Genomic DNA, 20,847 nt, shown 5'->3' on the forward strand with positions numbered 1-20,847 from the left:
GCGACCAGCCACACGCGGCCCGCAGTTCCCAACCGGTCGTGCCACCGAAGCCCTCAGAAAACCGCCGGCCCTAGAAGACCGACTCCGCCTCGTCCATCCGGTCCTTCGGCACCGTCTTCAACTCGGTCACCGCCTCCGCGAGCGGCACCATCTCGATGTCCGTTCCCCGCAGCGCCGTCATCTTCCCGAAGTCGCCCCGGTGCGCCGCCTCCACGGCGTGCCACCCGAACCGCGTCGCGAGGACCCGGTCGTAGGCGGTCGGCGTGCCGCCCCGCTGGACGTGCCCGAGGATGACCGGCTTGGCCTCCTTGCCGAGCCGTCGCTCCAGCTCGTACGCCAGTGCCGTGCCGATGCCCTGGAAGCGCTCGTGGCCGTACAGGTCGATCTCGCCCTTGCCGTAGTCCATCGTGCCCTCGGCGGGATGCGCGCCCTCGGCCACGCACACCACGGCGAACTTCTTGCCGCGGGCGAACCGCTCCTCGACCATCTTGGCCAGGTCGGCGGGGTCGAAGGGCCGCTCGGGCAGGCAGATGCCGTGGGCGCCCGCCGCCATCCCGGACTCCAGGGCGATCCACCCGGCGTGCCGGCCCATCACCTCGACGACCATGACCCGCTGGTGGGACTCGGCGGTGGTTTTCAGCCGGTCCATCGCCTCCGCGGCGACGCCGACCGCCGTGTCGAAGCCGAACGTGCGGTCGGTCGAGGAGATGTCGTTGTCGATGGTCTTCGGGACGCCCACGACCGGCAGGCCGGCGTCGGACAGCATGCGAGCCGCCGTCAGCGTGCCCTCGCCGCCGATCGGGATCAGCACGTCGATGCCGAACTCCTCCGCCATGTCGGTGGCCCGCTCGCAGGCCTCGCGGAGGCGGTCCCGCTCCAGCCGCGACGATCCCAGGATGGTGCCGCCGCGGGCCAGGATGCCGCCGACGGCGTCCAGGTCGAGGGGGCGGTAGTGGCCCTCGAGCAGACCCCGGAAGCCGTCCTCGAAACCGATGACCTCGTCGTCGTACTGTGCGACTGCGCGGTGTACCACCGATCGGATGACGGCGTTCAGGCCGGGGCAGTCGCCGCCTGCGGTGAGAACTCCGATGCGCATGGTGGTGTGTCTCCTGCTCGCTGTCGTTACCGGTGAGCCGATCCGATTGTTTCATGCCGCGCGGGTGAGTGAAGTCCTGACGGGCGCCTTATCCGGCGTCGGGGGTATTGTCAAGAGGGTTCTGCTCACCTCGGTGGGCGATTTTTATGCGGCCGTACAGGAACCACACAGGAAACGGAGTGCACACGTGACGCGCAGCGTGTACGTGACCGGGATCGATCGCGGCGACGGCCGCCAGGTCGTGGAGCTGGGCATGATGGAGCTCCTGACCCGGCAGGTCGACCGGGTCGGCGTCTTCCGCCCCCTCGTCCACGACGGCCCCGACCGTCTGTTCGAACTGCTGCGTGCGCGATACCGGCTCTCCCAGGACCCGGCGACCGTCTACGGCATGGACTACCACGAGGCGTCCGCCCTCCAGGCGGAGCAGGGCGCCGACGAACTGGTCTCCACCCTCGTCGACCGGTTCCACCTGGTCGCCCGCGACTACGACGTCGTCCTCGTGCTCGGCACCGACTTCGCCGACACCCAGTTCCCGGACGAGCTGTCCCTCAACGCCCGGCTCGCCAACGAATTCGGCGCCTCCGTGATCCCGGTGGTCGGCGGTCGCGACCAGAGCGCCGAGTCGGTGCTCGCGGAGACCTGGAACGCGTTCCGGGCGTACGACGGTCTCGGCTGTGACGTGCTGGCGATGGTCGCCAACCGGGTCGCCCGCGAGGACCGGGACGAGATAGCCGAGCGGATCGACGGGCGGCTGCCGGTGCCGGTGTACGTGCTGCCGGACGAGCCCGCGCTGTCCGCGCCGACGGTCGCCCAGATCAGCCACGCGCTCGGTGCGAAGGTGCTGCTCGGCGACGACTCGGGGCTGGCCCGGGACACGCTGGACTTCGTCTTCGGCGGCGCGATGCTGCCGAACTTCCTGCCCGCGCTGACCCCGGGCTGCCTGGTGGTGACCCCGGGTGACCGCGCCGACCTGGTCGTCGGCTCGCTCGCCGCGCACAGCGCCGGCACCCCGCCGATAGCCGGCGTGCTGCTCACCCTGAACGAACGGCCCTCCGACGAGATCCTCACCCTCGCCGCCCGGCTCGCCCCGGGCACCCCGGTCCTCTCGGTGCCCGGAAACAGCTTCCCGACCGCCGCCCGGCTGTTCTCCCTGGAGGGCAAGCTGAACGCGGCCACCCCGCGCAAGGCGGAGACCGCGCTCGGCCTGTTCGAACGGCACGTCGACACCGCAGGCCTCAACAAGCGGGTCTCGGCGCCGAGCAGCGGCCGGCTCACCCCGATGATGTTCGAGCACAAGCTGCTCGAGCAGGCCCGCTCCGACAAGCGGCGGGTCGTCCTGCCGGAGGGCACCGAGGCACGCGTCCTGCACGCGGCCGAGGTGCTGCTGCGCCGGGGCGTCTGCGACCTGACCCTGCTCGGGCCCGTCGACCAGATCCGCAAGAAGGCCGCCGACCTCGGTATCGACCTCGCGGACGCCCAGCTGATCGACCCGGCCACCTCCGAACTGCGCGACACCTTCGCCGAGCGGTACGCCCTGCTGCGGGCCCACCGGGGCGTGACGGTGGAGCTGGCGTACGACGTGGTCACCGACGTCAACTACTTCGGCACGCTGATGGTCCAGGAGGGCCTGGCGGACGGCATGGTCTCCGGGTCCGTGCACTCCACGGCGACGACCATCCGCCCGGCCTTCGAGATCATCAAGACCAGGCCGGGCTCGTCGATCGTCTCGTCGGTGTTCTTCATGTGCCTCGCCGACAAGGTGCTGGTCTACGGCGACTGCGCGGTCAACCCGGACCCGAACGCCGAGCAGCTCGCCGACATCGCCATCCAGTCGGCCGCCACCGCCGCCCAGTTCGGCGTGGAGCCGCGGATCGCGATGCTGTCGTACTCCACGGGTACGTCGGGTTCGGGGGCGGACGTGGACAAGGTGCGGGAGGCGACCGAGCTGGCGCGCTCGCGGCGGCCCGACCTGAAGATCGAGGGGCCGATCCAGTACGACGCGGCCGTGGAGCCGAGTGTCGCGGCCACCAAGCTGCCGGGCTCCGAGGTCGCCGGGCAGGCCAGCGTGCTGATCTTCCCGGACCTCAACACCGGCAACAACACCTACAAGGCCGTGCAGCGGTCGGCCGGCGCGATCGCCGTCGGACCGGTGCTCCAGGGGCTGCGCAAGCCCGTCAACGACCTGTCCAGGGGCGCCCTCGTCCAGGACATCGTCACGACCGTCGCCATCACGGCGATCCAGGCCCAGGCCCTCGATTCCTCCGACGAGAAGGCGTCCACCCTGTGAGCCCCACCCGTGTCCTCGTCCTCAACTCCGGCTCCTCGTCACTGAAGTACCAACTGCTGGACATGCGGGACAGCAGCCGGCTCGCGGTGGGCCTCGTCGAGCGCATCGGCGAGCACACCTCGCGGCTCAGGCACACCTGCCTCACCAGCGGGGACGCCCGTGAGCACAGCGGGCCGATCGACAGCCACGACGCGGCCCTGAAGGCCGTGTCGGAGGAGCTGGCGAAGGACGGGCTCGGCCTTGACTCGCCCGAGCTGGCGGCGATCGGGCACCGGGTGGTGCACGGCGGGATGTTCTTCACCGAGCCGACTGTCGTCGACGACGAGGTGCTCACCGAGATCGAGCGGCTGATCCCGGTCGCCCCGCTGCACAACCCGGCCAATCTGACCGGCATCCGTACCGCGCGGGCGCTGCGCCCGGACCTGCCGCAGGTCGCCGTCTTCGACACGGCGTTCCACACGAGCATGCCGGAGGCGGCGGCCCGCTACGCGATCGACCCGAAGATCGCCGACCGGCACCGGATCCGCCGCTACGGCTTCCACGGCACCTCGCACGCCTATGTCTCCCGGGCGACCGCACGGCTGCTGGGGAAGACACCTGAAGAGGTGAACGTCATCGTGCTGCATCTCGGCAACGGGGCGTCCGCCTCGGCGGTCGAGGGCGGCCGGTGCGTGGACACCTCCATGGGTCTGACGCCTTTGGAGGGGCTGGTGATGGGTACGCGTTCCGGTGATCTGGATCCCGCCGTCATTTTCCATTTGGCACGTGTTGGCGGAATGTCCATGGATGAGATCGACACTCTTCTCAACAAGGGGAGCGGTCTGTTCGGACTGTGCGGTGACAACGACATGCGGGAGATCCGGCGCCGGATCGACGAGGGCGACGAACAGGCGAAGCTCGCCTTCGACATCTACATTCACCGTCTGAAGAAGTACATCGGCGCCTACTACGCGGTGCTCGGCCGGGTGGATGCCGTGGCGTTCACGGCGGGGGTCGGCGAGAACGCGGCGCCCGTGCGGGAGGCTGCCGTCGCCGGGCTGGAGGGGCTGGGACTGGCCGTGGACCCGGAGCTGAACGCCGTACGGACGGACGGGCCGCGGCTGATATCGCCGGCCGACGCGCGTGTCGCCGTCGCCGTGGTGCCGACGGACGAGGAACTGGAGATCGCCACCCAGACCTACGCGTTGGTCTGTGCGGGCAGAAATAACAGCTGAGCATATCGGCGCCCATTTGTATCTTCCGCCAGACGGAATATTCCGCAGCGAAACAAACCGATAGGATCGCCCCATGCGCCGTTCGAAAATCGTCTGTACTCTCGGCCCCGCGGTCGACACCCACGAGATGCTCGTCGCCATGATCGAGGCCGGCATGAACGTGGCTCGTTTCAATTTCAGCCACGGCTCGCACGCCGAGCACCAGGGCCGCTACGACCGTGTCCGGGCCGCCTCCAAGGAGACCGGCCGGGCCATCGGAGTCCTCGCCGACCTGCAGGGCCCGAAGATCCGTCTGGAGACCTTCGCCGAGGGCCCGGTCGAGCTGGAGCGCGGTGACGAGTTCGTCATCACGACCGAGGACGTCCCGGGCGACAAGCACATCTGCGGTACGACCTACAAGGGCCTGCCGGGCGACGTCTCGCGCGGCGACCAGATCCTCATCAACGACGGCAACGTCGAGCTGAAGGTCCTGGACGTCGAGGGCGCGCGGGTGAAGACGATCGTCATCGAGGGCGGTGTCGTCTCCGACCACAAGGGCATCAACCTGCCCGGCACGGCCGTCAACGTGCCCGCGCTGAGCGAGAAGGACATCGAGGACCTGCGGTTCGCGCTGCGGATGGGCTGTGACCTGGTCGCCCTGTCCTTCGTCCGGGACGCCAAGGACGTCAACGACGTCCACCGGGTCATGGACGAGGAGGGCCGCCGGGTCCCCGTCATCGCCAAGGTGGAGAAGCCGCAGGCGGTGCAGAACATGGAGGACGTCGTGATGGCGTTCGACGGTGTGATGGTCGCCCGTGGCGACCTCGCCGTCGAGTACCCGCTGGAGCGGGTCCCCATGGTGCAGAAGCGCCTGATCGAGCTGTGCCGGCGCAACGCCAAGCCGGTGATCGTGGCGACCCAGATGATGGAGTCGATGATCACCAACTCCCGGCCGACCCGCGCCGAGGCCTCCGACGTGGCCAACGCCATCCTGGACGGCGCGGACGCGGTCATGCTGTCCGCCGAGTCCAGCGTGGGCGCGTACCCGGTGGAGACCGTCAAGACGATGTCGAAGATCGTCTCGGCCGCCGAGCAGGAGCTGCTGAGCAAGGGCCTGCAGCCGCTCGTCCCGGGCAAGAAGCCGCGCACCCAGGGCGGTTCGGTCGCCCGTGCCGCGTGCGAGATCGCCGACTTCCTCGGCGGTCGTGGCCTGGTCGCCTTCACCCAGTCCGGTGACACGGCGCGCCGCCTCTCCCGCTACCGCGCCCAGCAGCCGATCATCGCCTTCACCACCGACGAGAACACCCGCAACCAGCTCACCCTCAGCTGGGGCGTGGAGTCGCACGTGGTGCCGTTCGTGAACACCACGGACGAGATGGTCGACATGGTCGACCAGGAGCTCGCCAAGATCAACCGCTTCAACCCGGGCGACACCGTCATCATCACGGCCGGCTCGCCCCCCGGCGTCTCCGGCACCACCAACATGCTCCGCGTCCACCACATCGGCGGCATCAACAAGTGACGCACCCGTAAAGGGCCTTGTACGACACTGAGGGCGCCTCCTGCGGCAGGGGGCGCCCTCAGTGTCGGCCGAGGTCGTAGAAGAGCCCGGTCATCCGCACATCACCTCCGTCGTCCAGCACTGTGGCCCGGTCCCCGCGCTAGGCGGAGGACCGGGCCACAGCTCTGTGCGCGGCTCCCGAAAGGGTCTGTGGGTGGCGCTCAGCCGGTTCCGTCGGTGGTGTAGACGTGCATCCCGGGTACGTGCAGGGTGCCACCGAACTGAGCCGCCTGGACGACCTTCACGTTGGTGAAGTAGATCAGCGGGATGTTCAGCGGCGGCGGGCTGTCCGGGGTGAACGTGATCGGGACCAGACCGAACAGGTTCCCCGAGATGGACTCCGTGTACATCGTGGTGTCGCCGTTGCGGATCGTGGACGTCGAACCGGACGCGGCCTGCACGTGGTAGGTCTTGTCGATGTTCGTGTCCTTGACCGTCTGGTGCAGGTCACCGATGTCGGTGCCGCCGGAGATGACGTACTTCAGCACCTTCTTCGTCTTGCCGCTGGCCGTCTTCACCTCCACGACACCCTGGTAGTCGGCGCTCTTCAGCAGCAGCGAGCTGGCACTCAGGTACCAGGGGTCGTCCGCCACCGCCACCTTGTTGTCGACACCGCTCACGTCGTCGGTGGCGACCTTGCAGTCGTCGGCCGACGTGCTGGAGCTCGCGGACGGGCTCGGCGAGGTGCTGGAGGTGGCGTCGTCGGCCGCCTTGGTGGCGTCCTTGGTGACCTCGTCGGCCGCCTTGGTCGCCGTGTCGGTGGTGTCCTTCAAGGTGTCCGTGACCTTCTTGACGGTCTTGGACACGGTGTCGGAGCCGCTGTCCTTGCTCGACGAGGACGCCGAGTCGGAGGACGCCGAGGCCGACGGCGACGGGGTGGCGCTCGCGGTGGAGTCCGACGAGGACGAACCCGTCGTGCTGCCGCCGCCGAGGATGCCGCTGACGGCGTCCCCGATGGAGTCCAGCAGGCCACCGCCGCTGCTGCTCGCGGAGGCGGACGGCGAAGGGGTGGCCGTGCCGTCGGAGCCGGAGGAACCCGAGGAAGAGCCCGAATCGTCCGACGACGAGGACGACTTGGACGCGGACGGGGTCGGAGTCTTCGCGTCGTCGGAACCTGAATCCGCCGACGAGGACTTGCCCGAGTCCTTGTCCGTGCCCGACGACGTCGAGTCCTTGGCATCGGACGACGCCGAGGGGGACGGCGTGGCCGAGTCCTTGGAGTCGTCGCTCGCGCTCGCGGAGGGCGAGGCGGAGTCCAGCGCGGAGACGCAGTTCTTGTAGTCCTCGGCAAGGCTCTTCGACGACGACGTCGACGTGTTGTTGGTGTCGGCGATCGCGAGCGTGGACGTGAAGCCCATGCCCATGATCACGGCCGTCGGCATCGCCACGGAGGCTATCGCCTTGCCGGCCGGCATGTGGAACCTGGTGAACAGCGGCTTCTTGGGTGCCGCGTGACGCGGCCCGGTTCTCACACGGGACGCGTCCACATCAGTCCCGTGGGTCACCTCGTCAGCCGGCACTGTGCCTCCCGTTCGCCCCGTTCAGCGGGCTCGTTCCTGACAGGTCATTCGCCTTGCCCACGCCGTCCGAGCCCGTGAAGTAGGTGGCCTCGCCGGGGGTGTGGTGCCCGGCCGGCGGAACGTCACCCTCCGGCGGAACGTCACCCTCCGGCTGCGGCGTACCCGGCGCCCAGGCGACCTCCGGCTGCGGCGGGGTACCCGGCGACCAGGCCACGGCCATCGCTCCGCCGACGAGGGCGAAGAGGAAGCCCACGATGAAGCCACCGAAGTTGGACACAGGGAGGGACACCAGCGCCAGCAGGATCGCGGCGACTCCCGCGAACGTGCGGATGTGCTTCTGGAACCAGACGCTGATGCCGAGGACGACGAGCAGCACGCCGATGATCAGGGAACCGGCACCCGCGGTGGTCGCCATCGCGACCGTGAGGTTGCCGATCTGGAGATGCGCGTACGGGAAGTACATGATCGGGAAACCGGCGAGCAGGATGTACAGACCGGCCCAGAACGGCCGCGTGCCCCGCCAGGAGCGGAACTGCAGCCTCCGGCGGCTGAACTGGCCGGGTGCGGCAGAAGTCTCGGCGCTCATGGAAAACAGCTCCCTGGTGCGGCTTTGCTGTGGTGATGTTGCTGTGGTTGGGCGGTGTCGTTGTGGTGCACCGCTTGTGAAGACCGCGGGAAGAAGGGGGAGGGCGGGGGTGCCGTCGGCGCCCCCGCCCGTCACGGGGTGCTTAGTAGCACTCCGCACCCTTCGTCGAGATCGACATGTGCAGACCGCTCAGCTTGAAGGTTCCGGCAGTGGTGGCCCACGCCGTCTGCTTCACGCCGGACAGTGAGGCGTGGTCCGCCTCCTGCGCGAACCCGTTCGGGTTCGTCTGCTTGTTGGCGACCTCGCCCGACTTGATGCCGGGACCCTTGGTCGAGCTGCCGGCCGCGACACCGATGTTGATGTTGGTGAACGTCGCGTCGGCGCTCAGGTCGTCCAGGTCGATGTACAGCTTGCTGGCCTCGACCGGCTTGCTGCTGTCGGCGCCGGCCTTCAGGATCAGGCTGACATTCCCGAAGATCGGGACGTTCGGGGTGACCACGGACTGGCACAGGTTGGTGATCTTGGCGGTGTTGAACGCCGAGACCGCCACCGGGTGGATCGTCTTGTCGCCCGCGAGGGTGACACCCGAGTCGACGGCACCGTACTGGACGAAGCCGTCACCTTCGAGCTGGTCGGCCGTGACCTTGAACTGCTGGCCCGACACGCTGAACGACGCGGCGAGAGCGCCCTGCGCGAGGGCGACACCTATACACGCCGTGGCGGCCACGCTGGGCACCATGACCACAGCGAACCGCTTCCATCTGGTCCCGCCACGCACCTGGGACTCCATATTTCCTCCTTCTCGGACGTACATCTCCTGGCCCGGAATCGCCCCCAACGGCGGCTCAGCCGGGCAGGGATGGGAGAAGTGCTACGTCCTCGGAAGGGGAGCGCCCGCACTCGGAGGCACGAACCGCACCTCGATCACCGGCGATCACCCCCGAGCGACAACCACTGGTCGCGCCTGACACGCATCACGCACAACCCTGCTGGACAGGCTCCGCCTTGCGGCGAAGACCCCCCTGCCCAAGAGCCGGCGTCACTGCCGCCGACTCTGCTCGGTGGGGACCCAGATGAGCCCGCGGGCCCGACTGGCTGTCGGGGTACGGCAATGGACCGAGCGTCGCCGATCGTGGTGCATTCTCGCCGCCCGCACAAGGGGCTTCGTTACTGGGTAGTAACGGCCGGATAACCGAAGGACGACCCGCTGGTCTCGGAGAGCAACGCTGGGTGGCATCCAGGGGCAGAGCAAAACAGTTGATCCCTGGACAGAGCCAGACAGATCAAGGCCCCTGATTTACTGCGAGTAACAGCGACCGCGATTACCAAGATTTGGTAAAGAGCGGCCGCTGTGACCTCGCCTCGGCAAATCTTTCACTCCGGCATCACAGGACGTGACGTTTAGCGACTGGTCAGGACCGTGTTCAGAACAGCGCCCGCGCCAGTGCCCGGCGTGCGCCAACGACCAGGGGATCGTCGGTGCCGACGACCTCGAAGAGCTCGAGGAGCCGCCGCCGTACGGCGTCCCGGTCGTCGCCGGCCGTCCGCCGCACGGTCTCGATCAACCGCCCGAAGGCGTCCTCGACATGGCCGCCCACCAGGTCCAGGTCGGCTGCCGCGATCTGCGCCTCGGCGTCGGCCGGCTTCTCGGCCGCGTCCTTGCGCACCCGCTGCGGGTCCATCCCCTGCACGCGCTTGAGCAGTTCGGCCTGGGCCAGTCCCAGTTTGGCCTCGCTGTTGCCCGGGTCGTCGCTCAGTACGTTCTGGTACGCCTGGATCGCACCGCCCAGGTCACCCGCGTCCAGCGCCTGGACGGCGGCTTCGAGGAGGGCGTCGTACGGACCGGCGGGCATCGCGGGCCCGGCCGCCGGGGCGGCGCCCGGCTGCGCGTCGGGGTCGACCGTCAGGCCGGTCAGCCCGAAGCGCTCCTCGGCGACCTGGACCAACTGGTCGAGGGTGCCCCGGATCTGGTCCTCACCGGCGGCGCCCTGGAAGAGCGGCAGCGCCTGACCGGCGACCACCGCGAACACCGCCGGGATCCCCTGGATCCCGAACTGCTGCATCAGCATCTGGTTGGCATCGACATCGATCTTGGCCAGCAGGAAGCGGCCGTTGTACTCGACGGCGAGCCGCTCCAGGACCGGGCTCAGCTGCTTGCAGGGCTGACACCACTCGGCCCAGAAGTCGATGACGACGGGGACTTCGGCGGACCGCTGCAGGACATCGCGCTCGAAGCCGGCTTCGTCGACGTCGATGACCAGGTCGGCCGGGGCGACGGCACCGGTTCCACCGTGCCGGGCCGTTTCGGCGCGCGTCTGCTCGGCCTTGGCCTTGGCCTCCTGGGCCGCCTTCACCGCGGCGAGGTCGACGACGCCGCTCATGGACATGTTCCGTGGCTGCATGCGCCTATCCTCCCCCGTTCCCGCGCGTGTGTGAAAAGCGTTGTGAAAGCCAGGCCGAACAAACGTCTGATGCGGGCGCCGGGTCCCCACCCGGCGCCGTGGTCGTCGCCCGTGCGGTCAGCCACGAGCTTTCGCTACGAGTCGTAGCGTAATGCCATGCGGACCCCGCGCGACACCCCTTCCCGGTGATCTCCCTCACGACGTCACATGAACCGCCGGTTATGGTCGTGGGATGCAGAGCCGCACCCCCGCCAGCCGTACCGGGCGCCCGCGCAGCGCCGAAGCGGACGCCGCGATCCTGGCGGCGACGCGGCAGGCGCTGGTGGAACTGGGCTGGTCCAAGCTCACCTTGGGAGACGTGGCGACGCGGGCCGGGGTTGCAAAGACGACCCTGTACCGCCGCTGGGCCGGCAAGAACGAACTCGTCGTCGACGCGGTCGCGGAACTGTTCGACGAACTCGAACTCCCCGACCGGGGCAGCCTCGCCGACGACATCGAGGGCGTGGTGCTGCAGTTCGCGGCGATCCTGGACCGCCCGGAGGCGAAGAGCGGGCTGATGGCGGCGGTGGCCGAGTCGACCCGCGACGACGCACTGCGGGAACGTATCCGCGCGTCCATCGTGGACCGCCAGAAGCGGCTGGTCCTGGAGGGCCGGGAGCGCGCCCAGCGGCGCGGGGAACTGCCCGAGCAGCCCGACCCGTGCGAGGCGGACCGCACGGCGGACCTCATCTTCGACCTGGTGGCCGGCTCGGTGGTGCACCGCGCTCTGGTGAGCGGCAAACCGGCGGACGAGCAGTGGGTACGCGGCCTGACCCGGATCCTGCTGCTGGGCCTGGCGGGCGCGGCGGACGACGCCAGGACGTGACCGCGGCCGCCACCGCGAAGTCGGCGTCGAGCGTTTTCAGCGGACGACGACGGTGCCGTCACCCATTTCCACCACATGCCCTTGGAGGACGCGGTCCTGGTCACGGGCCCAGTCCACGTAGACGCGCTCCGTCGGCGTGCTCGCGGTGACCACGGCGCCGGACTTGTCGGCCAGCATGATCATCACGGGCAGCAGACCGTCCATCAGCTTGATCATCTCCGGGTGCCCCGTCCTGCCCCGCCTGCGCAGAGCGGCGGTCACGAACTCGCCGTAGAGCCGGGTGTCCATCTGGACCCAGTCACCGGGGATGTCGTGGAGTCCGCTGGGCACCTTGAGGATCCGCGAGCTGAGCGCGTCGACACCGCCCATGAAGAGCTGACCGACGGCGAGCGCCGGTTCCCAGACGTCCTCGTCGGTATCGGTGACCGTGAATATGTAGCTCATCACGGTCACCGTACCCGGGTGTCGAAGGCCGCGGCGGCCCCCGCCGCCCGCGACCCGTCAGAACCCCGCCGGCTCCGTGTACACCCCCCACTCGTCCCGCAGCACCCCGCAGATCTCGCCCAGGGTCGCCTCGGCGCGTACCGCGTCGAGCATCGGCCCGATCATGTTGGCCCCGGAGCGGGCGGCGCCGAGCATCGCGTCGAGCGCGGCACGCACCGCACCCTCGTCGCGTGCGGTCCTGCGCTCGTCCAGCACCCGCACCTGCTCCCGCTCCACCTCGTGCGAGACCCGCAGGATCTCCAGGTCCCCGGTGACGGAACCGGTGTGCACGTTGACGCCGACGACCCGCTTGTCGCCCTTCTCCAGCGACCGCTGGTACTGGAAGGCGGACTCGGCGATCTCCCCGGTGAACCAGCCGTCCTCGATGCCCCGCAGGATCCCGGAGGTGACCGGCCCGATCGGGTGCCGTCCGTCGGGGTGGGCGCGCAGCCCGCGCTCCTTGATCTGCTCGAAGATCTTCTCGGCGTCGGCCTCGATCCGGTCGGTCAGCTGCTCGACGTACCAGGAACCGCCCAGCGGGTCCGCCACGTTGGCGACCCCGGTCTCCTCCATGAGCACCTGCTGGGTGCGCAGCGCGATCTCGGCGGCCTGCTCGCTCGGCAGCGCGAGGGTCTCGTCGAGCGCGTTGGTGTGCAGCGAGTTGGTCCCGCCGAGCACCGCCGCGAGCGCCTCCACGGCCGTCCGCACCACGTTGTTGTACGGCTGCTGGGCGGTCAGCGAGACGCCCGCGGTCTGGGTGTGGAAGCGCAGCCACTGGGACTTCTCCGACCGGGACCCGTACACGTCCCGCATCCAGCGCGCCCAGATCCGGCGGGCCGCGCGGAACTTGGCGATCTCCTCGAAGAAGTCGACGTGCGCGTCGAAGAAGAAGGAGAGTCCGGGCGCGAAGACGTCGACGTCCAGGCCGCGGCTGAGCCCCAGCTCCACGTACCCGAAGCCGTCCGCCAGGGTGTACGCCAGCTCCTGCGCGGCCGTCGCGCCGGCCTCGCGGATGTGGTAGCCGGAGACGGACAGCGGCTTGTACGCGGGGATGCCCGCCGCGCAGTACTCCATCAGGTCGCCGATGAGCCGCAGATGGGGCTCGGGCTGGAAGAGCCACTCCTTCTGGGCGATGTACTCCTTGAAGATGTCGGTCTGCAGCGTGCCGTTGAGGACCGACGGGTCGACGCCCTGCCGTTCGGCGGCGACGAGGTACATGCAGAAGACCGGGACCGCCGGACCGCTGATCGTCATCGACGTCGTGACGTCGCCCAGCGGGATGTCCTTGAACAGGACCTCCATGTCGGCGGCGGAGTCGATGGCCACCCCGCAGTGGCCGACCTCGCCGAGCGAGCGCGGGTCGTCGGAGTCGCGGCCCATGAGGGTCGGCATGTCGAAGGCCACGGACAGACCCCCGCCGCCGTTGGCGAGGATCATCTTGTACCGCTCGTTGGTCTGCTCGGCGTTGCCGAACCCGGCGAACTGGCGGATGGTCCAGGTCCGCCCCCGGTAGCCGGTCGGATACAGCCCGCGCGTGAAGGGGTACTCCCCCGGCCAGCCGATCCGCTCGAATCCCTCGTAGGTGTCCCCTGGGCGGGGCCCGTACACCGGCTCCACGGGATCCCCGGAGAGCGTGGTGAAGTCCGCGTCCCGCTTGCGGGCCGCGTCGTAGCGGGCCTGCCAGCGTAGGCGGCCCTCCGTGATGGCGTCTGCGTCCATAGCTCGAATTTACTAGGACGTCCTAGTAAATGTCGATGGCGAACCGCCGTACGGTCGTCCGTACGGCGGTGGGATCAGACCTTGGCCACGGCCGGGGCGCCCTCGGTGATCCTGTCGTCGAGCTCGCGGGTGACCTTGCGCTCCACGAAGAACGCCGCGGTCGGGATGGTGCCGGCGAGCAGCACCCACAGCTGCTTGCCGACCGGCCACTTCGCCTTGGAGCCCAGGTCGAAGGCGAAGACCAGGTAGACGACGTAGAGCCAGCCGTGCGCGATGGCGACAACCCGCGTGACGTCGGCCGCACCGTCGATGTCCAGCCCGTACTTGGCGATCATGCTCAGGCACAGCAGCACCAGCAGCACACCGGTGACATAGGCCAGGACGCGGTAGCGGGTCAGCACGCTCTTTTTCATGGGGACGAGCGTAACCACCCGTTCCGGGAGATCTTGTCCCGGGTCGGCCCTCGCGGCAGGGCCGGGTCACGCCTCGTCGAAGTCGTGCGCCGAGACCCGCAGCGGACGCAGCATCGCGAAGATCTCCGCGCACTCCTCGGAGTCGTACGCCCCGAGCCCGAAGTCCATCGCCATCAGGTCCCGGGTGGCCGACTCGACCACCTCGCGGCCCTTCTCGGTGATCGTGGCGAGCGTGCCGCGCCCGTCGTTGGGGTTGGGCCGCTTGTCGACCAGACCGGATCTGACCAGCCGGTCGACGGTGTTCGTCACCGAGGTCGGGTGCACCATCAGGCGCTCACCGATCTTCGACATCGGCAGCTCACCGGCCTTGGAGAAGGTGAGCAGCACCAGCGCCTCGTAACGCGCGAACGTCAGTCCGTACGGCTTGACCACCGCGTCGACCTCGGCCAGCAGGATCTGCTGGGCCCGCATGATCGACGTGATCGCGGCCATCGACGGGACGTTTCCCCAGCGCTGCTTCCAGAGGTCGTCGGCACGGGCGATGGGGTCGAAGGGGAGACTGAGAGGCTTCGGCACGCCACCGACCCTACCGGCCGGTCATATACCGGTCAGCCGTGTCTCGGCTTTCGGTCACCTCGCCCCACCACGGCCGACACGCCCGGCACCGGCCGCCCGGCACCGCGCCGACACCGGGCACCGCGCCGCGACGTTGGGGGCCGGCCCCGGGAGCCCGTCAGGGTCCCGGCGTGAAGGCAGCACCATCGACTAGCGGGTGTGGCGGCGTAGATGGTGGCGGACCGCGCGTTGGGCGACCGGGCCCAGTGACTCGAGCGCGGCCACCAGTGCGCCGAGCTGCTCCAGGGCGTCCAGGGCCGCGTGGGCGCCGGACGCGTCGACGCCCTCGTAGAGCTCGATGCCCACGAAGGACGCGGCGACCGCGCGGGCGAGCCCGGCCGGGTCGGCGAACTCGCCGAACGGCGTGGCCGCGAGGACCCGGACGAGCACCGTCTCGATCTCCGCGATCCACAGGTCGAGGCCGGCCGCGGTGGCGGGGCGGAGCGCCTCCTGGGTCTGGGCGCCGGCCAGCAGCTGTCCGAGCAGGGCGACATGGCCGCCCGCGCGTTCCTCCTCGTGGATCTGCCGCCCCACGGCGAGGAGCTCGGAGAGCGAGCCGACCGCGGCGAGGCGGGGGCGGAAGCGGTCGACGGCCTGTGCGGCGCCGTACCGGCAGGCGGCCGCGAGCAGCTCGTCCACGGAGCCGAAGTGGTAGAAGACGAGCGCCTGGTTGACCCCGGCGGCCGCCGCCACCGTACGGGCCGAGGTCTTGGCGATCCCCTGCTCGGTGAGCGTCCGCAACGCGCCCTCCAGCAGCTTGTTCTTCGTCTCCAGAGACTTGGCGGTCTCCGGGCTCACGCGCGCGGCTCCTCACGGACCGGCCGCAGTCCCGGCCGGACCCCGCACCGGCGGACATCGGTGTACGACGCCTCGAAGGAGCCCTGGTAGCCGAAGAGCGGACCGAAGTACCGGTTCACGACCCGTACCTGGATACGGAAGCGGCCTGTCCGGTCGTCGTAGGACTCGCGCACCTCGGCGGTGCCACCGGCGAGTTCCGGGACACGGACGTCCACCGGGCCCTCCCTGAACCGGTGTTCGCCGGAGCGGATGAGCAGGGAGCCGTCGGGCTCGGCGTGGAAGTGCAGCTCGCTGGCGAGGTGCTGGTGGGTGCCGAGGTAGTCGAGGATGCGGTCGCCCTTGGGGCTGAGCACCATCTGGGCGTCGAAGCGGCGGGGCCGGCCGGCCAGGTCGAAGGTGCGCACGAAGGTCACCGTCTCACGGCCGTAGGTGTCGACGTAGGGCACGTTCTCGATCACGAACGGAATGTTCCGGCCCGCCTTCGGGACCAGGATGTTGCGGGTGGTGCCCAGCGCCAGGAACGGCTTCACGAACGCCGGTCCGTGCCAGATCCGTTCCATCACACCCCGGCCGGTGCAGGCCTCACCGCTCGCCAGACCGACCGAGAAGCGCCGTCGGAGCTGCGGATGCAACCGGTCGAAACCGTCGCCCAGCACGGTACGGAACATGGACGTCACGGCTGCCTCTCCAGGGTGTGCAGGACCCGGGGTGCGGTCACCCGGGTCGGCGGGGTGCGCCGGCAGCGGCGGGCGGCCGGGGTGGTGGCGAGCGGAGGCGCGCAGAGGGCCAGGGAGAGGGCGACCACGAGGAGCAGCGGGACCAGGAAGGCGACGGTGGGCGAGAGGGCGTCGAGGACCGGCCCCCGGCTCAGGCCTGCGGCGCAGCCGACGGCCGTCAGCGCCCGGGCCGTCATCTCGGCCAGCCAGTTCCACCGCGCCCGCTCCGGGGTGATCCCGCGCTCCAGCCACAGCCGCAGCCGGTCGAAGGACCAGGCGGTCGCCCAGCCCATCAGGGGGCGCAGGACGAGCCGGTCGGCCAGCGCGCCGAGGCGGCCCCAGCGGGGCCGGTAGTCGTAGCCGGTGAGGAAACGGACGCCGTCGGCGACCGGGACGTAACGCCAGTAGCCGCTGCCCTCGGCGAGCAGCGAGAGCGGGTGCGGGGAGGCGAAGCGCAGGGCGGAGGTGCGGGTGCCGTCGGGGCGCTCCTTCTCCCCCGCCGAGATCCCGGTACCGGCGACCGTGAGGAACGGCAGCACCCGGGTGGCGTAACGGAAGCGCTGCGGTTCGCCCGGCACGCGCGCGAGGTAGTCGATCTCGGTGAACCTGAGGTCCCAGCGCTGGTGCCGGGCCGGGTCCTGGGTGTGTGCCCACAGTTCGTCGAGGTCGGCGCGGATGTGCGCCTCTATGTAGAGCCCCATTGGTGTCGTACCCCCGTCACCTGGTCTTTTGAGTTTTTTTGAGCGACCGCTCAATCCCTCCGAGGTGACGGTACCGGTTTTTGAGCGATCGCTCAATCACGAGGGAGAAGAAAACCCCCGGTCCCGAGGGACCGGGGGGGGCGACTTCCGGCTGCGACTACGGGTTACTGGGCGAGGTGCCGCTCGACCGTCTCCACCTTGCTGGTGAGGCCGTCGGTGACACCGGGGCGGATGTCCGCCTTCAGGACCAGGGAGACGCGCGGGGCACGCGCCTCGACGGCGGCGACGGCGCGCTTGACGACGTCCATGACCTCGTCCCACTCGCCTTCGATCGAGGTGAACATGGCGTCGGTGCGGTTGGGCAGCCCGGACTCGCGGACCACCCGGACGGCGTCGGCGACGTACTCCCCGACGTCCTCGCCGACGCCCAGCGGCGTCACGGAGAAGGCGACGATCATGCGTTCACGACCCCTTCCTGGCGGGCACGGGCGGCGATGAGCGCGTCCTCGGCGGCACGCTTGAGCTTGCGCTCGGCGAAGAAGCCGCCGGTCGGCAGGACGGAGAGGACGAAGTAGAAGGCGGCGGTGCCCGGGGACCACTTGGTGCGGTTCCAGGCATCGGCCCAGAAGATCACGTACAGGATGAACAGGACACCGTGGATCGCGCCCATCACGGGCACCGCGTTGAAGTCCGTGGTCCGCTTCAGCACCGAGCAGACGAGGAGGATCAGGAAGGAGACGGCCTCCGGGGCGGAGACCAGACGCAGGCGGCGGATGGCGGTGGCGGTCTTGATGTCCACGAGTCACCTTCGGTGGGAGAGACGTCCACTCTTTGTGAACGCAAGCACAAACTTTCACCCATTGTGGCAAAGGAGTCTCACGGCCCCCGCGCGGGGGTGGGAGGCCGGGCAGGCCGGAGTGCTGCCCTGGCGGAACGCCGGACCCCAGGGGCGGATCTTCGCGACCGGCTTCGAGCAGCGGCACACGGCCCTCTCCGCGGGCGAGCAGCACGAGCTCAAGGAGCGGCAGAGCGCGCTGGTGATGCGCGACGACGAGGAGGACGGGGCACCGCCGAGGTCCATGGTCGACCTGACGGCCGGCACCGCGGTCATACCTGTCCCCGGCGATCGACGGCAGGCCCCCTAGGGGTCAGGTCCGGGACGGCGTCCACCCGTGGGACCTGTTGGTGGCGTCGGCCTGCGGCTACCTTCGCAGCGTGGCGATGTTCCGACTCCAGGGCAGCAAGGTGCTCGCCGTCGAGATGACCGGGGACGCCGTGAAGGCGAAGAACGGCTCGATGGTCGCGTACGACGGGCAGATGGCGTTCAAGAAACTGAGCGGCGGCGGTGAGGGGCTACGGGGGATGGTGACCCGGCGGCTCACCGGCGAGCAGATGACGGTGATGGAGGTGAAGGGGCACGGGACGTGCTGGTTCGCGGACCGGGCGTCCGAGATCAACCTGGTCGGCCTCCAGGGCGACAAGCTGTACGTCGAGTCGAGCAACCTGCTCGCGACCGACGCCGGCCTGCGCACCGGCACGACCTTCACGGGCCTGCGCGGCGCCTCCCAGGGCAACGGCCTGTTCACGACCACGGTCGAGGGCCACGGCCAGGCGGCGATCATGTCGGACGGCCCGGCGGTGGTGCTCCGGGTGAGCGCGCAGTACCCGCTGACCGTGGACCCGGGCGCCTACATCGCCCACCAGGGCAACCTCCGCCAGTCCTTCCAGTCAGGTGTGACATTCCGCACGCTCCTCGGGGAGGGCGGCGGCGAGGCCTTCCAGATCCGGTTCGAGGGGGACGGCCTGGTGTACGTGCAGCCGAGCGAGCGCAACACGATCGCGGGGGATGTGTGAGATGGCCCTGCGCGAGGTGAACTCCAAGATGGTCGAGGCGACCGTCCTGCCCGGGCAGCGGCTCTACAGCCAGCGCGGGGCGATGCTCGCCTACAAGGGCGAGGTGTCCTTCACACCCAACATCCAGGGCGGCCAGGGCGGCCTGATGTCCATGATCGGCCGCCGGGTGGCGGGCGAGGCCACCCCGCTGATGACCGTCGAGGGCAGCGGGACGGTCTTCTTCGGGCACGGCGGCCATCACGTCCAGGTCATCACCCTCACCGGCGACACCCTCTACGTCGAGGCGGACCGGCTGCTCGCCTTCGAGGGCACGCTCCAGCAGGGCACGATGTTCATGGGCGCCCAGGGCGGTGTGATGGGCATGGTGCGCGGCCAGGTCACCGGCCAGGGCCTGTTCACGACCACTCTCAAGGGCCAGGGCGCGGTCGCCGTGATGGCCCACGGCGGGGTCTTCGAGATCCCGATCACCCCGCAGCGCCCGGTCCATGTCGACCCGCAGGCCTACGTCGCCCACCACGGCGACGTCCGCAACAAGCTGTCGACCGCACTCGGCTGGCGGGACATGGTGGGCCGCGGCTCCGGCGAGGCGTTCCAGCTGGAGCTCAGCGGAAACGGCACGGTGTACGTCCAGGCGTCGGAGGAGAAGCTGTGAGCGCGTACGGTGCCGCCGGGCCGGTCGTCCACGACCCCATGACCCTCCCCGTCGACGACAACGTCAACAAGTACACCTTCTGCGTGGAGCTCAAGAGCGGCCAGTGGTTCCTGCAGAAGGGGAAGATGATCGCCTACTACGGCTCGATCGACTTCAACGGCGTCGGACACGGCCGTCTGGACCGTCTGGTGCGCACTTCGTTCCATTCGCCTCTGCACGCGAGCGACTGGGTGGTGGCGGAGGGCTCGGGCAAGATGCTCCTCGCCGACCGGGCCTTCGACGTCAATTCGTACGATCTGGACGAGGGCAACCTGACCATTCGCTCTGGCAACCTACTCGCTTTTCAGCCAAGTCTCGCGCTCAAACAGTCGATCGTGCCGGGTTTTCTGACCCTTATCGGAACCGGAAAGTTTGTGGCCGCGTCCAACGGTCCGGTGGTGTTCATGGAACCCCCGATCCGGGTGGACCCGCAGGCGCTCGTGGGATGGGCCGACTGCCCCTCCCCGTGCCACCACTACGACCACGGTTACATGACCGGGGTCATGGGCGGTCTACGTGCGATGACAGGCCTCGGCGGGGCCTCCGGGGAGGAGCATCAGTTCGAGTTCGTAGGGGCCGGCACGGTGCTGCTCCAGTCCACCGAGACCCTGATGGCGGAGCAGGCGACGGGAGCGGTTCCACACCAGCCCGGAGTACCCGGCGGAGGAGGGCCTTTCACAGGTCATTCACAGCAGCCGGGCGCACCGCGCCTTCCCGGACAGCTGGGGGACCTGCAACGTCGCTTCGGGCTGTGAGCGGTAGTCTGCGGAGTGTGACATCGAACGCGTGCGCGCAGTCACACCACCCTCACTAGTTCGCCTTTCAACATTTTAGGTAGACTTCATACATGGAGACCGAGACGGCCACGCGCTGGCTGACCGATGCGGAGCAGTGCGCCTGGCGCACCCACCTGGAGGTCAACAGGCTGTTGACGTACCAGCTCGAAAAGGATCTGCAGCCGTTCGGCCTGACAATGAACGACTACGAGATCCTGGTGAATCTGTCCGAGTCCGAGGACTACCGGCTGCGGATGAGCGACCTCGCGGCGGCGACGCTCCAGTCCAAGAGCCGGCTCTCGCACCAGATCACCCGTATGGAGAACGCGAACCTGGTACGCCGCGAGAACTGCGAGTCCGACCGCCGCGGACTGTTCGCCGTCCTCACCGACCACGGCATGGAGACGATGAAGAAGGTGGCGCCACATCATGTCGCCTCCGTGCGACGGCACTTCATCGACCTGCTGTCGCCGGAGGCACTCATAGAGCTCGACAAGGGCCTGAAGCCGATCGCCGAACACCTGCGGGGACAACGCGGGCGCCCGTGACGGCGAACGGCACCTGACGACGG

General features: G+C 69.3%; 23 protein-coding genes. 9 read left to right on the top strand and 14 right to left on the bottom strand.

Features of this window, described 5'->3' with window-relative positions:
• Nucleotides 1–70: 70 nt before the first annotated feature.
• Nucleotides 71–1,096 carry an ATP-dependent 6-phosphofructokinase gene (locus ACWGJB_RS25920; RefSeq protein WP_453382489.1) on the bottom strand — a complete coding sequence of 342 codons (1,026 nt, stop codon included), beginning with the start codon at nucleotides 1,094–1,096 and terminating at the stop codon, nucleotides 71–73.
• Nucleotides 1,097–1,283: 187 nt separating this feature from the next.
• Here ACWGJB_RS25920 and pta point away from each other — a divergent pair, with 187 nt between their 5' ends.
• The 3 genes from pta to pyk all read left to right on the top strand — a co-directional run bounded on the left by pta (nucleotide 1,284) and on the right by pyk (nucleotide 6,098).
• A complete protein-coding gene (gene pta, locus ACWGJB_RS25925) occupies nucleotides 1,284–3,383 on the top strand; it encodes a phosphate acetyltransferase (RefSeq protein ID WP_453382490.1) in 2,100 nt (699 codons plus the stop codon).
• On the top strand, nucleotides 3,380–4,597 hold the full coding sequence (locus tag ACWGJB_RS25930) for an acetate kinase (RefSeq protein ID WP_453382491.1): 1,218 nt from the start codon (nucleotides 3,380–3,382) through the stop codon (nucleotides 4,595–4,597). The genes pta and ACWGJB_RS25930 overlap by 4 nt, the downstream gene beginning before the upstream one ends.
• A 73-nt stretch (nucleotides 4,598–4,670) precedes the next feature.
• Complete coding sequence (gene pyk, locus ACWGJB_RS25935; RefSeq protein ID WP_360477511.1) at nucleotides 4,671–6,098, top strand: pyruvate kinase; 1,428 nt, start codon at nucleotides 4,671–4,673, stop codon at nucleotides 6,096–6,098.
• Between the two features lie 200 nt (nucleotides 6,099–6,298).
• Here the strand turns inward: pyk and ACWGJB_RS25940 are convergent, their stop codons facing one another.
• From ACWGJB_RS25940 to ACWGJB_RS25955, 4 genes are all read right to left on the bottom strand, one after another.
• On the bottom strand, nucleotides 6,299–7,657 hold the full coding sequence (locus tag ACWGJB_RS25940; protein WP_453382492.1) for a hypothetical protein: 1,359 nt from the start codon (nucleotides 7,655–7,657) through the stop codon (nucleotides 6,299–6,301).
• A complete protein-coding gene (locus tag ACWGJB_RS25945; protein WP_453382493.1) occupies nucleotides 7,647–8,243 on the bottom strand; it encodes a DUF6114 domain-containing protein in 597 nt (198 codons plus the stop codon). The genes ACWGJB_RS25940 and ACWGJB_RS25945 overlap by 11 nt, the downstream gene beginning before the upstream one ends.
• A gap of 142 nt (nucleotides 8,244–8,385) precedes the next feature.
• Nucleotides 8,386–9,033: a DUF6230 family protein gene (locus ACWGJB_RS25950; protein ID WP_453382494.1), complete on the bottom strand. Its 648-nt coding sequence runs from the start codon at nucleotides 9,031–9,033 to the stop codon at nucleotides 8,386–8,388.
• Between the two features lie 634 nt (nucleotides 9,034–9,667).
• Nucleotides 9,668–10,645 carry a tetratricopeptide repeat protein gene (locus tag ACWGJB_RS25955; RefSeq protein ID WP_453382495.1) on the bottom strand — a complete coding sequence of 326 codons (978 nt, stop codon included), beginning with the start codon at nucleotides 10,643–10,645 and terminating at the stop codon, nucleotides 9,668–9,670.
• A gap of 232 nt (nucleotides 10,646–10,877) precedes the next feature.
• Between ACWGJB_RS25955 and ACWGJB_RS25960 the strand changes: the two genes are divergently transcribed.
• Nucleotides 10,878–11,510 (top strand): TetR/AcrR family transcriptional regulator, encoded by a 633-nt coding sequence (locus ACWGJB_RS25960; protein ID WP_453382496.1) that lies wholly within the window; start codon nucleotides 10,878–10,880, stop codon nucleotides 11,508–11,510.
• Between the two features lie 36 nt (nucleotides 11,511–11,546).
• Here ACWGJB_RS25960 and ACWGJB_RS25965 read toward each other — a convergent pair whose 3' ends face one another.
• The 9 genes from ACWGJB_RS25965 to ACWGJB_RS26005 form a co-directional block, all read right to left on the bottom strand.
• The gene (locus tag ACWGJB_RS25965) at nucleotides 11,547–11,954 is read right to left on the bottom strand and encodes a DUF6086 family protein (protein ID WP_453382497.1); all 408 of its coding nucleotides are present in this window, start codon (nucleotides 11,952–11,954) and stop codon (nucleotides 11,547–11,549) included.
• A gap of 57 nt (nucleotides 11,955–12,011) precedes the next feature.
• Nucleotides 12,012–13,712, bottom strand: a complete 1,701-nt coding sequence (locus ACWGJB_RS25970; RefSeq protein WP_453382498.1) for an acyl-CoA mutase large subunit family protein — start codon at nucleotides 13,710–13,712, stop codon at nucleotides 12,012–12,014.
• 74 nt (nucleotides 13,713–13,786) lie between these two features.
• The gene (locus ACWGJB_RS25975) at nucleotides 13,787–14,125 is read right to left on the bottom strand and encodes a DUF3817 domain-containing protein (protein ID WP_453382499.1); all 339 of its coding nucleotides are present in this window, start codon (nucleotides 14,123–14,125) and stop codon (nucleotides 13,787–13,789) included.
• Nucleotides 14,126–14,191: 66 nt separating this feature from the next.
• The gene (locus ACWGJB_RS25980; protein ID WP_453382500.1) at nucleotides 14,192–14,701 is read right to left on the bottom strand and encodes a MarR family winged helix-turn-helix transcriptional regulator; all 510 of its coding nucleotides are present in this window, start codon (nucleotides 14,699–14,701) and stop codon (nucleotides 14,192–14,194) included.
• A gap of 189 nt (nucleotides 14,702–14,890) precedes the next feature.
• Nucleotides 14,891–15,538 (bottom strand): TetR/AcrR family transcriptional regulator, encoded by a 648-nt coding sequence (locus tag ACWGJB_RS25985; RefSeq protein WP_453382501.1) that lies wholly within the window; start codon nucleotides 15,536–15,538, stop codon nucleotides 14,891–14,893.
• Nucleotides 15,535–16,215: a DUF4166 domain-containing protein gene (locus ACWGJB_RS25990; protein ID WP_453382502.1), complete on the bottom strand. Its 681-nt coding sequence runs from the start codon at nucleotides 16,213–16,215 to the stop codon at nucleotides 15,535–15,537. Before ACWGJB_RS25990 ends, ACWGJB_RS25985 begins: the two co-directional genes overlap by 4 nt.
• A complete protein-coding gene (locus tag ACWGJB_RS25995) occupies nucleotides 16,212–16,955 on the bottom strand; it encodes a hypothetical protein (RefSeq protein ID WP_453382503.1) in 744 nt (247 codons plus the stop codon). The genes ACWGJB_RS25990 and ACWGJB_RS25995 overlap by 4 nt, the downstream gene beginning before the upstream one ends.
• A gap of 164 nt (nucleotides 16,956–17,119) precedes the next feature.
• Nucleotides 17,120–17,413: an MTH1187 family thiamine-binding protein gene (locus ACWGJB_RS26000; RefSeq protein WP_014675047.1), complete on the bottom strand. Its 294-nt coding sequence runs from the start codon at nucleotides 17,411–17,413 to the stop codon at nucleotides 17,120–17,122.
• Nucleotides 17,410–17,754 carry a DUF3817 domain-containing protein gene (locus tag ACWGJB_RS26005; RefSeq protein ID WP_453382504.1) on the bottom strand — a complete coding sequence of 115 codons (345 nt, stop codon included), beginning with the start codon at nucleotides 17,752–17,754 and terminating at the stop codon, nucleotides 17,410–17,412. Before ACWGJB_RS26005 ends, ACWGJB_RS26000 begins: the two co-directional genes overlap by 4 nt.
• 61 nt (nucleotides 17,755–17,815) lie before the next feature.
• On the opposite strand from ACWGJB_RS26005, the gene ACWGJB_RS26010 reads away from it, so the two are divergent.
• From ACWGJB_RS26010 to ACWGJB_RS26030, 5 genes are all read left to right on the top strand, one after another.
• The gene (locus ACWGJB_RS26010) at nucleotides 17,816–18,100 is read left to right on the top strand and encodes a DUF6191 domain-containing protein (protein ID WP_453382505.1); all 285 of its coding nucleotides are present in this window, start codon (nucleotides 17,816–17,818) and stop codon (nucleotides 18,098–18,100) included.
• 76 nt (nucleotides 18,101–18,176) lie between these two features.
• A complete protein-coding gene (locus ACWGJB_RS26015) occupies nucleotides 18,177–18,809 on the top strand; it encodes an AIM24 family protein (protein WP_360477636.1) in 633 nt (210 codons plus the stop codon).
• A gap of 1 nt (nucleotide 18,810) precedes the next feature.
• Nucleotides 18,811–19,461: an AIM24 family protein gene (locus tag ACWGJB_RS26020; protein ID WP_453382684.1), complete on the top strand. Its 651-nt coding sequence runs from the start codon at nucleotides 18,811–18,813 to the stop codon at nucleotides 19,459–19,461.
• Between the two features lie 38 nt (nucleotides 19,462–19,499).
• The gene (locus ACWGJB_RS26025) at nucleotides 19,500–20,255 is read left to right on the top strand and encodes an AIM24 family protein (RefSeq protein ID WP_453382506.1); all 756 of its coding nucleotides are present in this window, start codon (nucleotides 19,500–19,502) and stop codon (nucleotides 20,253–20,255) included.
• A gap of 92 nt (nucleotides 20,256–20,347) precedes the next feature.
• Nucleotides 20,348–20,824 (top strand): MarR family winged helix-turn-helix transcriptional regulator, encoded by a 477-nt coding sequence (locus ACWGJB_RS26030; RefSeq protein WP_453382507.1) that lies wholly within the window; start codon nucleotides 20,348–20,350, stop codon nucleotides 20,822–20,824.
• Nucleotides 20,825–20,847: the final 23 nt, after the last annotated feature.

This window comes from Streptomyces sp. NPDC054813 (assembly GCF_053611365.1).

Bases quoted from the DNA above. Each gene is read 5' to 3' on its own strand.
- ACWGJB_RS26025 (WP_453382506.1), top strand. From the start codon at position 19,500: ATGACCCTCCCCGTCGACGACAACGTCAACAAGTACACCTTCTGCGTG.
- ACWGJB_RS25955 (WP_453382495.1), bottom strand. From the start codon at position 10,645: ATGCAGCCACGGAACATGTCCATGAGCGGCGTCGTCGACCTCGCCGCG.
- ACWGJB_RS25920 (WP_453382489.1), bottom strand. From the start codon at position 1,096: ATGCGCATCGGAGTTCTCACCGCAGGCGGCGACTGCCCCGGCCTGAAC.
- ACWGJB_RS26030 (WP_453382507.1), top strand. From the start codon at position 20,348: ATGGAGACCGAGACGGCCACGCGCTGGCTGACCGATGCGGAGCAGTGC.
- pyk (WP_360477511.1), top strand. From the start codon at position 4,671: ATGCGCCGTTCGAAAATCGTCTGTACTCTCGGCCCCGCGGTCGACACC.
- ACWGJB_RS25965 (WP_453382497.1), bottom strand. From the start codon at position 11,954: ATGAGCTACATATTCACGGTCACCGATACCGACGAGGACGTCTGGGAA.
- ACWGJB_RS25970 (WP_453382498.1), bottom strand. From the start codon at position 13,712: ATGGACGCAGACGCCATCACGGAGGGCCGCCTACGCTGGCAGGCCCGC.
- ACWGJB_RS25945 (WP_453382493.1), bottom strand. From the start codon at position 8,243: ATGAGCGCCGAGACTTCTGCCGCACCCGGCCAGTTCAGCCGCCGGAGG.
- ACWGJB_RS25960 (WP_453382496.1), top strand. From the start codon at position 10,878: ATGCAGAGCCGCACCCCCGCCAGCCGTACCGGGCGCCCGCGCAGCGCC.
- ACWGJB_RS25975 (WP_453382499.1), bottom strand. From the start codon at position 14,125: ATGAAAAAGAGCGTGCTGACCCGCTACCGCGTCCTGGCCTATGTCACC.
- ACWGJB_RS25950 (WP_453382494.1), bottom strand. From the start codon at position 9,033: ATGGAGTCCCAGGTGCGTGGCGGGACCAGATGGAAGCGGTTCGCTGTG.
- ACWGJB_RS26020 (WP_453382684.1), top strand. From the start codon at position 18,811: ATGGCCCTGCGCGAGGTGAACTCCAAGATGGTCGAGGCGACCGTCCTG.
- ACWGJB_RS26015 (WP_360477636.1), top strand. From the start codon at position 18,177: ATGTTCCGACTCCAGGGCAGCAAGGTGCTCGCCGTCGAGATGACCGGG.
- ACWGJB_RS26000 (WP_014675047.1), bottom strand. From the start codon at position 17,413: ATGATCGTCGCCTTCTCCGTGACGCCGCTGGGCGTCGGCGAGGACGTC.
- ACWGJB_RS25995 (WP_453382503.1), bottom strand. From the start codon at position 16,955: ATGGGGCTCTACATAGAGGCGCACATCCGCGCCGACCTCGACGAACTG.